Annotated in this window: 12 protein-coding genes and 1 pseudogene; 5 read left to right on the forward strand and 8 right to left on the reverse strand. The window is 61.1% G+C overall.

All coding sequences use genetic code 11. The features are described 5' to 3' along the window. Positions 1-8 precede the first annotated feature (8 nt). Together VOI21_RS10470 and VOI21_RS10475 are read right to left on the reverse strand one after the other, a co-directional pair. A complete protein-coding gene (locus VOI21_RS10470; RefSeq protein WP_323769800.1) occupies positions 9-992 on the reverse strand; it encodes a TRAP transporter substrate-binding protein in 984 nt (327 codons plus the stop codon). Between the two features lie 34 nt (positions 993-1,026). After that, positions 1,027-2,277 (reverse strand): FAD-binding oxidoreductase, encoded by a 1,251-nt coding sequence (locus VOI21_RS10475; RefSeq protein WP_323769802.1) that lies wholly within the window; start codon positions 2,275-2,277, stop codon positions 1,027-1,029. Between the two features lie 102 nt (positions 2,278-2,379). Here VOI21_RS10475 and VOI21_RS10480 point away from each other — a divergent pair, with 102 nt between their 5' ends. The 5 genes and pseudogenes from VOI21_RS10480 to VOI21_RS10500 all read left to right on the forward strand — a co-directional run bounded on the left by VOI21_RS10480 (position 2,380) and on the right by VOI21_RS10500 (position 4,950). Further along, positions 2,380-3,300, forward strand: a complete 921-nt coding sequence (locus VOI21_RS10480; RefSeq protein WP_323769803.1) for a LysR family transcriptional regulator — start codon at positions 2,380-2,382, stop codon at positions 3,298-3,300. Positions 3,301-3,309: 9 nt separating this feature from the next. Then, positions 3,310-3,996 (forward strand): aspartate/glutamate racemase family protein, encoded by a 687-nt coding sequence (locus tag VOI21_RS10485; protein WP_323769804.1) that lies wholly within the window; start codon positions 3,310-3,312, stop codon positions 3,994-3,996. Between the two features lie 21 nt (positions 3,997-4,017). Next, positions 4,018-4,350: a serine hydrolase domain-containing protein gene (locus tag VOI21_RS10490; RefSeq protein ID WP_323769805.1), complete on the forward strand. Its 333-nt coding sequence runs from the start codon at positions 4,018-4,020 to the stop codon at positions 4,348-4,350. 31 nt (positions 4,351-4,381) lie between these two features. Further along, positions 4,382-4,738 (forward strand): annotated as a pseudogene (locus VOI21_RS10495) (serine hydrolase); the annotation flags it as partial. Then, positions 4,735-4,950 carry a hypothetical protein gene (locus VOI21_RS10500; RefSeq protein ID WP_323769806.1) on the forward strand — a complete coding sequence of 72 codons (216 nt, stop codon included), beginning with the start codon at positions 4,735-4,737 and terminating at the stop codon, positions 4,948-4,950. The pseudogene VOI21_RS10495 and the gene VOI21_RS10500, both read left to right, overlap by 4 nt. Positions 4,951-5,305: 355 nt before the next feature. Here the strand turns inward: VOI21_RS10500 and VOI21_RS10505 are convergent, their stop codons facing one another. From VOI21_RS10505 to VOI21_RS10530, 6 genes are all read right to left on the reverse strand, one after another. Further along, complete coding sequence (locus VOI21_RS10505; RefSeq protein WP_323769807.1) at positions 5,306-6,388, reverse strand: NAD(P)/FAD-dependent oxidoreductase; 1,083 nt, start codon at positions 6,386-6,388, stop codon at positions 5,306-5,308. Next, positions 6,389-8,329 (reverse strand): LodA/GoxA family CTQ-dependent oxidase, encoded by a 1,941-nt coding sequence (locus VOI21_RS10510; protein ID WP_323769808.1) that lies wholly within the window; start codon positions 8,327-8,329, stop codon positions 6,389-6,391. A gap of 161 nt (positions 8,330-8,490) precedes the next feature. After that, a complete protein-coding gene (gene goxB / locus VOI21_RS10515; RefSeq protein ID WP_323769809.1) occupies positions 8,491-9,606 on the reverse strand; it encodes a glycine oxidase maturase GoxB in 1,116 nt (371 codons plus the stop codon). Further along, entirely contained in the window at positions 9,573-11,600 is a 2,028-nt protein-coding gene (gene goxA / locus VOI21_RS10520) for a CTQ-dependent glycine oxidase GoxA (RefSeq protein ID WP_323769810.1), read from the reverse strand. The genes goxB and goxA overlap by 34 nt, the downstream gene beginning before the upstream one ends. Before the next feature lie 210 nt (positions 11,601-11,810). Next, positions 11,811-12,353: a rhomboid family intramembrane serine protease gene (locus VOI21_RS10525; protein ID WP_323769811.1), complete on the reverse strand. Its 543-nt coding sequence runs from the start codon at positions 12,351-12,353 to the stop codon at positions 11,811-11,813. 326 nt (positions 12,354-12,679) lie between these two features. Beyond that, positions 12,680-13,876 (reverse strand): winged helix-turn-helix domain-containing protein, encoded by a 1,197-nt coding sequence (locus VOI21_RS10530; protein ID WP_323769812.1) that lies wholly within the window; start codon positions 13,874-13,876, stop codon positions 12,680-12,682.

Consider the following 13,876-nt stretch of genomic DNA (forward strand, 5'->3'; position numbering starts at 1 on the left):
CATGGCCTTTAGTTGGCCTCGTATGCGTCGAGGATGGCCTTGGCGTCGTCGCCTGCGGCCGCGACCCAGTCGTCCTTCATCTTGGCGCCGATGCGCTCAAGCTCTGCGAGGAACTCGGGGCTGGCGTCTTCGACCGTCATACCGTTGGCTTCAAGCTGTTCGAAGTACCAGTTGGCGAGCTCGGCGGATTTGGCCGCGCAGGCCGCACCGGTTTCGTCAGCCGCTTTCTGGACGGCGGCCTGGGTTTCGGCGGACAAGCCATCCCAGATGCCCTTGTTGACCATCACATAGTTGCGCGGGTGCCATGCGTTGACCTTGTAGTAATGGCTCAGGTGTTCCCACACCTTGCGGTCATAGCCGGTGGACCCGGACGAAATAAAGGCTTCGGCCACGCCGGTTGCCAAAGCCTGACTCAATTCTGCGGCTTCGACTTGCACGGGGATCATGCCCAGTTCTTCGGCAAAGGTCGCGGTTGCCGTGTTGTACGACCGGAACTTTACGCCTTGCGTATCGTCGACCGACTTCACTTCTTTGTCGAAGTAGAAACCTTGGCCCGGCCACGGGCAGGTGTAGAGCGTGACAAGGTTCTGATCTGCCAGTTGGGCGTTCACCTTGTCTTTGGCCGCTTGCCAGAGCTTTTCGTTGGTGTCGTAGCTGGCAGCGACAAACGGGACATTGTCCCAACCCAAAAGCGGCGCTTCGTTGGCGTGCGCGGACATGAACCGTTCGCCAATCGGGGCCTGACCGGTTTGTACAGCGCGCTTGATCTCGCCGCCTTTGAAAAGCGAGCCGCCGGGATGAACGGTGATGTCGATTTCGCCGCCTGTGTAGTCCCGAACCTTATCCGCGAAGACAACACCCATCTCTGAATGAAAGTTGGTTGCTGCGTAGGCCATGGGCATGTCCCATTTTTCGGCTGTGGCAGCCGAGCCTGCGATCGCTAGTGCTACCGCCGTTGCAGTTGTGCTGAGTGTCTTGGTGAATGCATCCATTTTATCTCTCCCTGAGTAAGTGCACGTTTCTTGGTTAGCGGCCCGCTGTAAAGCGCATTGGCGCAAACGGGCGCATATCGTGGTTGGTATGGGCCTGCGTGATCATGTTGGCGACAAGGCGGCCGGTCTTCGGCCCGCCCGTCATTCCGATGTGGTGGTGCCCAAAGGCCGTAAAGACACCAGTTTCGCCAAGCTGTCCGATCAGCGGCAGGCTGTCTGCGGGCGCCGGACGAAAGCCAAGCCACTCTTCGTCGCTGTCATATGTGAGATTTGGAAACGTCTGCTGCACCTTGCGACGCAACAGTTTCAGTGGCGCTTTTGACGGTTTTTCGCTAAGTCCCCCAAACTCCACCACACCGGCACAGCGCAGTCCTTGTTCCATCGGCGTGGCCACAAACTTGCCCGCGGTCAGCATCATCGGATTGTTGGGCTTTGCACTCGGCCCTTTGAAGAGGATGTGATAGCCACGCTCTGCCTCAAGTGGCACGTTGAGGCCCAGTTTCTGCATCAACGGCTTTGACCAGACGCCCGACGAGATGACTGCCTTGTCACAGTGTATGCGTCCAACGTTGGTATCCACGGCGCTCACCTGCCCGCCTGAAAGCTCGAAATCCTTGACCTCGGCCCGCACAAACTTGCCCCCCGAGCCTTCGAACAGCGTCACGAGGTCTTTTACATATGCGCCGGGGTTCAGGATGAATCCGTGGTTCTTGAGTACAGCCAAGAACCGGGTTGCGCGGCCCAGGATCGGCTCGGCCTCTTGCACGGCATCGCCTTCGATGAACGACGGCACAAAGCCTGCTTCGCGGCGCAGGGCCCAAGCGAACCCATCAGCCTCAAAAGCCTTTCGATCCGGGTAGGCAAAGCTGTACGCGCTTTCCTGCACCCACTTTGCGGCATTGGTTCCGGCAGTCAAAGCCTGATGTTGCTCCAGACTGTCTGCAACGATCGTTGTGAGCCCTTGGCTGATACGTCGCGTGTCGGCCTCATTGGCGTGCGACATGTATTTTATCAGCCACGGAACGAGTTTGGGGAAGTAGCCCCAGCGCATGAACAGCGGAAAATTCGGGTCGGCAAGGTATCGCGGGCTTTTCCGTAGCAGGCCCGGTCCGGTCACGGGCACGATGGAGCAACTCGCAAGTATGCCACCGTTCCCATAGGACGCGCCCATGCCGGGTTCGCCCTTGTCCAGAAGCGTGACCTCGTATCCTGCGCGGCGAAGCCAAATCGCTGTCGAAGCGCCAACAATGCCGGCACCAATGATCACTATATGCTCAGACGTCATCAGGCAGCGTTCCCTCAAGGCTGGGGTCACGCTAACAATCAGTTGGTATCATTTCCAATATTAATTTATAGCATCGGCATCACTTGAAATGATGCAGGGCGCATGCGACTCCGTTTTAGACAACTTCAGGCTTTTCATGCCGTCGTTGAGGCCGGCACCGTGACCGGTGCCGCCGAAGCGTTGGGAATTTCGCAGCCGGGCATTTCCAATTTGCTGTCCCAGCTTGAACGCGAGACGGGGCTGACCTTGTTCGAGCGTTTGCACAGTCGCCTTGTCCCGACGCCAGAGGCAGAACTTTTGCACCGCGAGGTCGACACGATGGTCCGAGGACTGGACCGCGTCACGCAAACCGTCGTTGACTTACAAAACAAGCAGGCGGGGCAGCTACAGATTGCGTCTCAGCATTCGATCTCTTTCGGGTTCGTTCCCAAGATCATCGCCGAGTTTTCAAAGAACAAACCGGACATGAACATTTCGTTCCAGTCGCAGTACAGTTCAAAAATCCAGGAATGGGTTTTGTCGGGGCTTTTTGAAATCGGCATTACCGAAATGCCTATTTTGTATGACACGCTGCATTACTTTCCCTTTCAGGTCGAAACGCAGATCGCGCTGCACAGGGACAACCCTCTCAGGCACCATGATGTGGTAACACCAGTGCGTTTGAGGGATGAGCCGTTTCTTGTGATGGGGGCGGATCACATAACTCAGCGGCGATTGCGCGAGACATTTGAGCGCGCAGACGTATCCTTGAAGGCAAGAGTGCATTCGCATCTGTTCAAGAACCTTCTGGCCTTTGTGAAAGAGGGCATGGGGGTCGCTTTGATTGATCCGTTTGGGCTGGAGTTTGACCATGACAACCGCTTTGTCGCGCGCCGGTTTGAACCACCGATCATGATGGACATGGCTGTGATCACGTCTGGCACCCGCCCTCTCTCACAACTGGGCAAGGAATTCCTTGCTTTGCTGCTGGCAGAACTCCAACCCTACACGGCCGAAAAAAAGCCGATCGTGCGCGCAAGATAAGGACGCAACATGACACGAGCCGCCGTTGGCATCCTTATGCTTGAAACAAACTTCCCTCGCCCGCCGGGGGATATCGGCCATGAGGGCACGTGGGATTTCCCGGTTCTTATGCGCAAAGTTGGTCGGGCCAGCGCCCGGAAAGTCGTCTTGGACGATCCGCGGGACCTGTTCGACGACTTTGTCAAAGTCGGGCGCGCGCTTGTGGCCGAAGGCTGTATTGGGCTGACAACCTCCTGCGGATTTCTGTCGCTTATGCAAGCAGAGCTCAAAGAGGCCATCGGTGTGCCCTTTGCCAGTTCACCCCTCATGCAACTTCCGATGATCGAGGCGCTGCTGCCGAATGGTCAATACGCCGGGGTCCTGACAATTTCGAAGGAAAGCCTCAGCGCGGCACATCTTTGCGCCGTGGGTGCACGCCCGGATACTGACGTGACAGGGCTGCCCCGCGACGGTGCATTTGCAAGCGCAATTTTCCAAGATCTCCCATCAATGGACTTTGAGGCTTGTCGCAGAGAGATGATTGAGGCCGGCAAGACACTTGTCGAAACCACCGAGAACATAGGCGCGATTGTTCTGGAGTGCACCAATATGGCTCCCTATGCCGAAGACGTTTCCAAAGCCACGGGGCGTCCCGTCTACTCTGTGGTTAGTTTTCTCAATTGGTTTCACGCGGGTTTGGCCCCGCCTCGTTTTTGAAAGGGGAGGACCGCACCGGCTTTGCCGGTCCACCATTCACAGTCGCCGAATGACAGGGGGCCAACTGTTTCGACAGTCGCAAGGGAACGGCGGCTTGGCGGCGACCCAATAACCGAAGATACGGTCTTTGCCATCTTCTCGACCACCAAGAGCATCGCCGACGCCACCACGTTACAGTGTGTCGAAGAGAGGCTGCTGGACCTCGACGCACCGGCCAAGGGCTACGCTCTGGCCATCGGCAGGCTGCAGGTCATCAAAGGGTTTGACGCGGACGGCTCACCCCGTATGAGGGACCCAAAGACCGATGTCACCACGCGGCAGTTGATGCTGCTACACCGGAGGCTTTGGCCATGACGGTTTCAACCTAGCCTTCAGGCGAAAGGCCGAAGAGCACGGCCAGCCCTCTGCGGCCACGACATCGCAGGCGTCCACCGAGACACCGATGCTGTTCGATCCCGGCACGGATTTGGAGTACGACAGCAATACCGACTGGGAGGGGCAGGTGGTCGACGGTAATCGTGGCAAACGGCTTGGCGAGGGCATGGGCGAGCGTGTTTTCAAACCTCCGCAAATGGACGATATCGCCGCTACCCGCACCGACGCGATGAAGGCGCGGACGGCGATGATCCACGCCCGTAGCGAAGACGGGAGCGTCACCCTGAAGGATGAGTTTGCTATGCCGGATATTCAAAGAACGATATGGGCGGGCATGGCCGTTATGGCTTGGTGCTTGAGTACATGAAGTCCATCCGCATGTGGCTGAACGATGGCAATGGTCCACGTGGCCGCGTGTTGAAATCCGAGACGGTGGAACGGGTCGTCAAAGCGGCGCTGGTGCCACCGCAGAAGGTCGCCATGCTGCCGGCCATGATCCAGTCGCTATCCAACGACGTGGAATTCTGGTCCGGTCTGAAAAGGGACGGGTCCTACACCTTTATGATCAATTCCGAATAGGCCACGACAGGCCGCCCCGCGGGTCCATCGGCTGGGTCGGGCTGGCCAACAGTAATTATTGGATTGACCGGACCAATGGCATCGGCGGTTACTGGGCGACGCAAATTCTGCCATTTGCCGATGGCGTCTCTTTCGGAGGTTTCCTCGCCTTCGAGCGCGCGGTTTATCAGGCGGTGGCCGGCGCCTGAGGGGGGGGCGGGCACAGGAACGGGCAGGGGCGGCGTGCCGTCCCGCCATGAATGGCGGGGTGGAGCAATAACGCGAAAACGCCTTTCAGGTCCAATGCTCGTAGATCAGACCAAACAAGGGCAGGTGATGCGCGCCTACTGATGCAGTATGACTGGCACCGGACCGGTCATCCAAACGCATCTTTGCGGACGGCGGGCGCAGTGGTCCCCAAAGGTCCGGATCGTTCACGCCAAAAGTGCGTATCGCAGGGACGGGCGGCGTATTGCAGGTGGGTCATAGTGTGGGTTCGCTCAGCAGTGCGGGCGGCCAGCGCCTCATAGACCAGTGCAGCGTCCGGATCGCCGGACAGGACATCTGCGGTGGCGTGACCGGCGAAAAACCCACCCGACAGCGCGTTGAACAGCCCCTGAGAGGCAATCGGATCAAAGGCTGCCGCCGCGTCTCCAGTGGCGAGCCAGCCCGTGCCGGACATCTTGTCGAGCAGCGCGCTGCGGCAGTCCATCAAGGCGGTGGGCCGGGAGAGGTGGTTTGTCGAAACCAGATCCAACGTATCTTCCGACTCTGCCAGAAATGCAGGGGCGGAGGAGTTGATCGATTTAGCGGTTGCGGCACTGGTGACAAAGCCGACGGTCCGGCCTGCGGCATAAGGCACGGCGTACCACCATCCTTGGCCCGTTGCCTCGGCCTGCATGTGCGCCGAACCGCGCTGGGCGCTGTGCCACAGGACCGCGACAAGGTCGGTGTCTTGTAACAACGTCGCACCCTGCCGCCGTGCAATCGCTGCGGGCCGTCCGGTTGCGTCGATCTGATAGCGGGCGTGCAGCACCTGTGGGCCAGATGCGCCCGCGGCCTCGACCCGCCATCCGTCGGCTGTTTGGTCATGGGCGGTGATCCGGGCTTTGAGAACCGAAAGGCCCAACCCCTTCACCCGGTCCAGCATCGCAAGCGACAGCGCCTGTCGGTCGATGCCCCAGCCGTGAAACCCCAGACCGGGCACGCCGTCATGGGCCTGTGTCCGTGCGCCCCCCCACCGGCTGACGACATCCTCGATCCGTAAGGACGACGTCAGGACATGCGCCAGCCCAAGGCGGCCCATGATGTCAAATGCGCCGTGGGCCAACAATTCGCCGCGCTGCGCTGAGACGCCGCCGGTGCTGTCCACGACAACGGTGTCGACGCCGCGTTCGGCCAAGGCAATCGCGGCGGCAAGCCCGGAAGGCCCGCCGCCCGCGACCAGAACATCGCTCACCTAGACCTCGCCACGGCCAAAGCGGCGATCGGTCGGCTGTGCGACCTCCTTGCGTTCTTCGGCCTCCAGACGTTCGACCCTGGCGGCCAGCACTTCTTCTTCGAGGGTCAGGTTGATCACATCCTGCGCCAGCTTGAGGCTGGGATCGTTTCTGGAAAAGCTGGGGGCGCGGCCGGTTTCGACAAAGCAGGGATCGGGCAGGCCAGAGCCCTCGGGCGGGGTGTGTGCTTCGACCAGTCCGGTCATCCACCACTTATGGACCATATTATCGATCCGCTCGGCGTAGCCGGTGCCCTGAAGATCGCGCAGCCAAAAGCGCCGGTTGCTGAAATGCCTCTGCACCTGAAGTGGGGCCAGCCCCGGGGTGATCGCGATGTTGTACGCCTCGATGGGCATGACCTGATTAGGCACCCGCGCGCCCCAGAAACTGGGCGAGCTGAGATAGCGGCTGGGCGTGTAGACAAGGCCGGAATTGCACGACGCCTCATCGGTTTGCCACGGCACCCCCATCCAGCGGGTCAGGCTGCCCGCCCCGGTCGGCCCCCACGGGCCATCATAGGCCAGCGCCTGTTCGCGCGTGAGTTTCAGGCCATAGTCCTGACGCACGGGCTCTCCCTCGGGCAGGGGGCGCAGCCGGTACGGCATGTCCGGGTTCCACATCGATGCCAGCCGCATCGGCCATGTCAGTTCGATCCCCGGATGGAATGGGCCGCCAAGGCATTCGTGCAGGGCGGCGCGATCAAGCTCTCTGGGGCGGTCCTGTTCCGGGATGTCGTGAAAGGCGGGGATCGGCGGGATCCCCTGCCAATCCGATTGAAACTGGCCATGCGCCCAGTTTTGCAAATGCCGGTACTGCGTCTGGGTCAGGAACAGGTCCTCACGCGCGGGGTTCACCAGCTTGCCGTCTGGGAACCTGTCGCCATAGGTGTCACCGTAAAAGGGCGGCAAGGCCGCCGGGTCCAGAGCCTGGGTAAAGCTGTCGCGGAACAGGTTGAAGACGCTCCGGCGAAAGACCTCGCCATCGGGCGTCGGGTCACACAGCAGCGAAACTACGTTCGGGTTGCGGGCATCCAGCGGCGTACCCTGTCCTGCCAGCAGCAGGATGCCCTCGTTGACCCACTGGTGCCCTGTCATCCGGTCAAAGATCGGCCAGATATCTCGGGTAAAGCTGGTTTCGGTGGGCGGCTCCAGTATCCCCTCGCGGAAAAACAGGTCACGCACCACGTCGTCCATCGTAACCACGCTGAACAGGCCGGGGCCGAAATTGGGCGGTGCCACAACGACATGGGCGGGGGTGGCCTCAAAGTCCTGTCCGCCGATGGTGACGGTGGCCCGCACCGGCCCGTCACAGGTGTCATCATGCCAGCCTTGGTTGTTGGCAAATGTGACCGGTTTGGTGCCCGGCACGATGGGTTCGGATTTGCCGCGACCGCCAAAGAACATCAGCCGCCCGGCCTCATCTGTCCGAAGCTCACCCAGATAGATCGGCTTGCCAAAGAAGTCGCCGTCATTGAACGGCTCGGCCTGTGCGTTGCAGCCCGAGACCTGTCGCGCGGTTGGCCGGATGCTGAGCCTTTCGCGGTCGTCGCCGTCGAAATTGGCGTTGCGCTGCGGCGGCTCGAACACCTGTTCGGGGGGCAGGTCCATGCAGTGCTGGAACTCATACCAACCGGCCTTGAGGTTCGCCACCTCGACGCGCCAATTGATGGCGGCCTCTTTGGCGGTGATCTCGCGTACCTCGCCCGATGTCATCGTGGCGTAGATGCGAAACCGCGCCACCTGTCGCTTGATGCGGCCATCGGCATCGCGATAGCCGTCCGGGTCGTTCGGAGTTTCGCCGATTACCTCTGGTGCGAAGAAATAGCCGTCTTCGGAATTGCCGATGCGCGCGATGCCGATCGCGGGGTGAATGGCGATTCTGTCAATCTGGTCGGGTGTCATGGGACGGCTCCTAATCGGGGTGTTGGAAAAAACGCGAACAATGCGGGCGATTGTTTGACCCGAACTCAAACCTGTCTCTGCAACCTAGGCGAGAATTTGCGCGCAGTCACCCAAAATTGGACCGCATTTGTAGCAGGGGATGGGCGATGTTCCTTGACGCCTCAGGTTGCGTCAAGCGGTTCCGGTGCCAATTGGCGGGACGCTGCGCGCCGCGCCCAGAACGGGCTGTCCGACCAGCGTTGTTCTTGACCGTAAATACGTGCTCTGGCCTGTAGATAGTCCTGAATGCCGCGCGCCACATTGTCAGTATAGGCCTGCATCTTTGCGCGGTCTTGCGCGACAAAGGCGTCAGCGGCCTGAATGGCGGACCACAGGGCGGTGGTCATCCCGTGTGATGACAGCGGGTCAAAGGCGGCAGAGGCGTCGCCAATCGCCACCCATCCCGGCCCGATGGCGGGGGCAAGCCAAGTGCTGTTGCAGGCGATCCGGTGGGCCGCGCCGCTGATCTGGTAGCCGTAGTCAGACAGGAAGGCCGATATGGCCTGCGTTTGGCGGGCATTGCGGCTGAGGTGGGAGGTCTCGAAGCCGGGCACATCCGCGTCCGAATAGAAATTCACCACCGCCCGCCGGTCCGCCAGAACGGACAAATACCACCAGCCGCGCGTCTCGGCCTCGATCAGGGTGACGGGTCTGGGCGTGCTTTGGGCCGGGCAAGTGAACAACGCATATTGGCAGGTCAGGCGGTCGGCCTGAAACCGGGGCGCGAATTTGGAGGCGACGATAGCCTTGCGCCCCGTTGCGTCGAACACAAAACGCACTTTCAGGGTCCGGTCCCCAAGGATCATTTCCCAAGCGTCCCCCGAGATACGGACATCGACCACGTCGCCGTCGATCCGCTCTGCGCCCGCCGTGACGGCCTGCGTCGCAAGGGCATCCTCAAAGGCGGCGCGGTCCAGAACGGTCGGTGGGCCCTCAAGTTGCACAATGGCGTTGCGTTCGACCAGCAGGTCACTGCCCCATGCCGAATAGGTGCCGTGGGCATGGCGATGGACCTCGGCGCGCAGCAGGGCGTCAGAGGCCAGTTCCTTCAGCAGGGGCAGGGCGGCGGCGCTGAGATGCTCGCCGGGTTTGAAACCGGCGCGTGGCGTACCCGTGATCCAAAGCGGCGACGCGCCGCCCTGCGCCAGACGCAGGGCCGCCGCCGCCCCGGCGATCCCGCCGCCAAGAACGGCGACCCGGTGGATCAATTCGGCAACATCCCCTGATCGGGTGTCCACCTGAATCGCGTCTCCATGTTGTCAGCATGGCCTTGTTCCACAAAGACATCGCCATTGGGCGAGGGCATGCGCACGACAAACCCCATACGCTGCCAGAGCGTGATCATGTTGGTGATCCCGTCCCAATAACTGCCGTTGGCGTGATAGCCGATCCCGGCAACGCCGCGCGACCAGCTGACCCGGTTGGCAAAGAACTTTTCGCGCTCTGCCTCTGACAGCGTGTCATCCATGCCTGCGGTGTAATAGGCCTCTGGCAGCACATCGATGGGCAAAAGGGCAGGCCACCAGACTGCGGTCGGATAGTTCTGCTGCATCAGAACCTGCTGACAGCTGAAGGCGTCGCATTGCCACGGCAGACCCATCCATCGCGTGAGATCGCCCGCCATCTGCGGACCAAGAGGCGGCGGCGTGTCGCCGAACCCGTCAAAGGCAATCTGAGGCGTCAGCAGGCGACCAAGGTTCTGGTTCAGGCTGGGGCGGTCGCCGTAGGCGATGCGGAACGGCTCTGCCTCGGGGTCGGTGTTGCGGGCGTACATTTCCTTGAGCCGCAGGTAATAGGTCAGTTCCACGCCGGGGTGAAAGGCCCCGCCTGAACAGGGCTCCAGCGCGGCCTGAGTCAGCGCGCCGGGCTGAAGGTCCAGCGGGATGTCCTCGAAGGTGTCGAATTCTGTCGTGACATCTTCGGCGACCTGTCCGTCGTAGTCGTTTACAAATGCCCCGGAGGCCCAAGCCTCCAGATAGGCATACTGCAGCTTGGGGAACTGGAACCATTGCAACGGGCTGCCGTCGTAGTTCACCCCGTCGCCCAGCATGTACGGGATCTTGAGACGTTCTTCGAGATAGGCGTCATCGCCGACGTTGTATGGGTCGCGGAAGAGCGCGAATATCTGTTGCCGGAATTCCGCGTTTGCGGGATCTGGATCGGCCAGCCGCGCCACATAGTTCGGGTCGCCCAGATCGCCGATTGCCAGCCATCCCTGACGCAGGTTGGCCGCCTGTGTGACCCACTCCATCAGGGCAACGCGGCGGAACTTCGGATAGATGTATTTCATGAATGACAGCGGCAGGTCGGGCGGCTGTAGCCAGCCCTGCTCGACATTCAAATCCTGAATCACGTCGTAAAGCGTTGTGATCGGAGGGATTTCCGGCGCAAAGTTCGGCCCAACGCAGGCCACCCACGCGGGCTCGGCCTCAAAGACCTGATCGCCAATGGCGACCGATGCGGTCACCGGGCCATCGCACCAGTCGTCATGCCAGGCGTTGTTGTCCGCAAAGCTGGTGATCGCGGCCCCACTGGGAGAGTTGGACACGCCGTCCGGCGGCACCACCAGCAGGCGGCCCGCGTCATCGGTACGCAACTGCCCAAGGCCGACTTGTATCGCATCGGGCTGTCCGCCCCAGAAGGTGCCTTCAAACGCATAAGCCGCGTCCGTGCCGTCCGGGTTGGCATTCAGACCGGTTATGTCCAGACGTCGCCCGTCGATCATCAGGTTTTCTTCGCGGTCGGCGTCCGTGACAAAATACTGGTTGCGCTTTTGCGAAGGCAGTCCGGGGGCCAGATCGCCATTGTCGAGCGGGTTGTTGAACCCGTACCACCCGGCCTTGGTGTTGGCCAAATGCACGCCCCAAGTGATGCCGTCGCCGGTGATCTCGCCGATCACCCGGTTGTCGGCGTCAAAGGCATAAACGCGAAAGCGCTGGACCTGCTTCTTGATCTGTTCCAGCCCGTCCTTGAATCCGCCCTCGCCGGGGTCGGCGGGCAGGCCGGGTACTTCGGGGGCATAGAACCATTTGGCGGACCCGCCGACGCGGCTGATGCCAAGCGCCGGGTAGATCCGGACCTTTGCGACAGGCGCACCTGACGGGGCTACCTCATAGGTTTCCTGCGGTGTCACATTCGCCCGCGCGGGCCACGGCGCGCCCGCAATCAACGCAGCGCTGGACGCCATGGTAAGAAATTGACGGCGCGACGTTGGCGGGATCTGATCTGACATTTTTGGCCTCAAATTTCGATGTGCAATGAAACTGACAGCAAGCTTTCCCGCAAAGCGAGACTCAGTCAACCATAGATTGCATCTTTGGGTTGCGTAGGGGGCGCTGCGTGAAATCTCAAAAGAATGGCGCGGTGCAAAGTGATCACAGGCGGCAGGCTGCCCCGCGCCGAAGGTCTCGGCGATCAAGACGTTTGTACAGATATGTCTGGCCTAGGTGGGCTCACGCAGAAAGCCGGCGGCAACCACTCCGGCGGCGGCCCCCAAAAGGTGGGATTCCCAACTGACGCCGGGCTGGCCGGGCAATACACCCCAGATCATCGTTCCGTATACCAGCGCGACCCCGACAGCCGCCAAGATCGGGACTGGACGCCGCTCTACCACGCCACGAGCCACGAGGAAGCCGAACCAGCCAAAGATCAGCCCCGAAGCGCCCACATGGATCGCCGTCTGGCCAAAGAGCCAAACGCCAAGCCCGCCAAGGGCTACGATTATGATTGTAGCCGCCAGCGCGACATGCCGGGCCGTAACCGCAAGCAGGCCACCAAGCAGCACCAAGGGCACAGTGTTCGCAGCGGCATGTCCCACAGAGCCATGGAGAAGGGGCATGAATACAATCCCGTCCAGCCCACCTAGACTGCGTGGCCGCAGCCCAAGCCACCCGTTGAGTGCATAGCCCGTGATCAGATTGATCACCTCAACCCCCCAGATCACGCCCAACAGCACGATCAGCCACCTGAAACGTTCGACTGCCAATTTGCTTCCCCCGCTGGTCACAGCCCAACCTGCCTAGCACAACCACCGAAAGCAACGAAGTCACTGAGTGGCACGTGGGCAGTCCGTCAAGAAATTGAAACTAAGACAGTCCCATCCGCCCAAAGTGACCTGTCCCAAGAACCCGGTTGGCTGTCTATCGGATCAGTGTCCCTGACGGGACGCGGAAAAGGACGCCCGCACAAGGCTTAGAAGATGTGACCGCCCCCTTGGCAACTAGGTTGGTCTGCGATGTCCCACGAAGGGGTTGATCGCGTCGGAAATGGTCACGGTCAGGCTCGACTTGGCGGTGGCACAATTGTGCGGGCTCATCCTCGCAGCCAGTCCTCAAAGAACTCAATGTCAGTGGTTCCGGCGAGGTTTGCCACCCGCTCTAGCTCGGCGATCAATCCGGACGTGCGCGCCTTGCCCATCCGGACGCCCGCTTCTGGCCAGAAGGCCAGAACCTGCAAGACCTTGCCGCGGCGCTTGGCATCTATGCGGCCGATCACGCGATCGCCCTGCATCACCGGAAACACGTAATAGCCATAGCGGCGCTTGGGTTCCGGCACAAAAATCTCAATGCGGTAATGAAAACCGAAAAGCCGTTCGGCCCGGGCGCGGTCCCGAAGGGCTGGATCGAAAGGCGACAAGAGCCGGACACGCGACGACGGATCGGGCAGGGATGCGACCTGATCAAGGATAGCCTTGGTCGTGAAACTACCCCGCCGGGTTCCGTCGGCCAGTTCGATGTCTACCTCGATGATACGACCGGAGGTCAGCGCTGCTGCGCACCACAGCTTTGCCTCCTCCCGGGTCACGATGTCAAAGAAGGCGGCGAGTTCTCCACTGGTGCCAAAGCCAAGCCGGGTCAAAGCCTCGGACATGGCCCAATCCACGGTTTCGGCATCGTCCATCCGGGCGTTCAGACGCTCTGCCGGGATCACGCGTTCGCTGAGATCGTAGAACTTTCGAAAGCCCTCGCGATGACAGATCGCAAGGCGGCCAGAGCGCCACAGGAATTCCAGCGCCGTCTTGGACGGATGCCAGTCCCACCAACCGGCCGTGCCCTTTTTTTCATGCGTTCCAACATCCTGCGAGCAGGTTGGACCGTTGTCTGCAACGTGCCGAAGAACGGTATCGACTTCGGCGACCCAGCCGTCGCGCCGACCTTGGGACCAGCGTGCCTGCATGTGCGCCTCGTCCCGCGCGAACTTTAGCCGCCACATCGGATAACTCGGCATCGGGATGATCGCGGCGTCGTGGGTCCAGTGCTCAAAGGCTGTCCGGTGCCGCGCAACCAGATCGTCCAACGCTTTTGGCCGGTACTGCCCACGCCGAGACCACAGGATCAGGTCATGCGCGCGGGCCAGCGTGTTCACGCTGTCGACCTGAACGAACCCAAGGCCGTGCAAGACGTGATCAAGGTCGCCGCCTTTGCCGGGTCCTGATCCGGGTTGCAGCAACAGGTGCCGGTCCAGAAACAGACGGCGGGCGGTTTGGTTGTCCAGAAGGGGGCGATTCAT

Source organism: Antarctobacter sp. (assembly GCF_034670325.1).
Lineage (GTDB): Bacteria > Pseudomonadota > Alphaproteobacteria > Rhodobacterales > Rhodobacteraceae > Antarctobacter.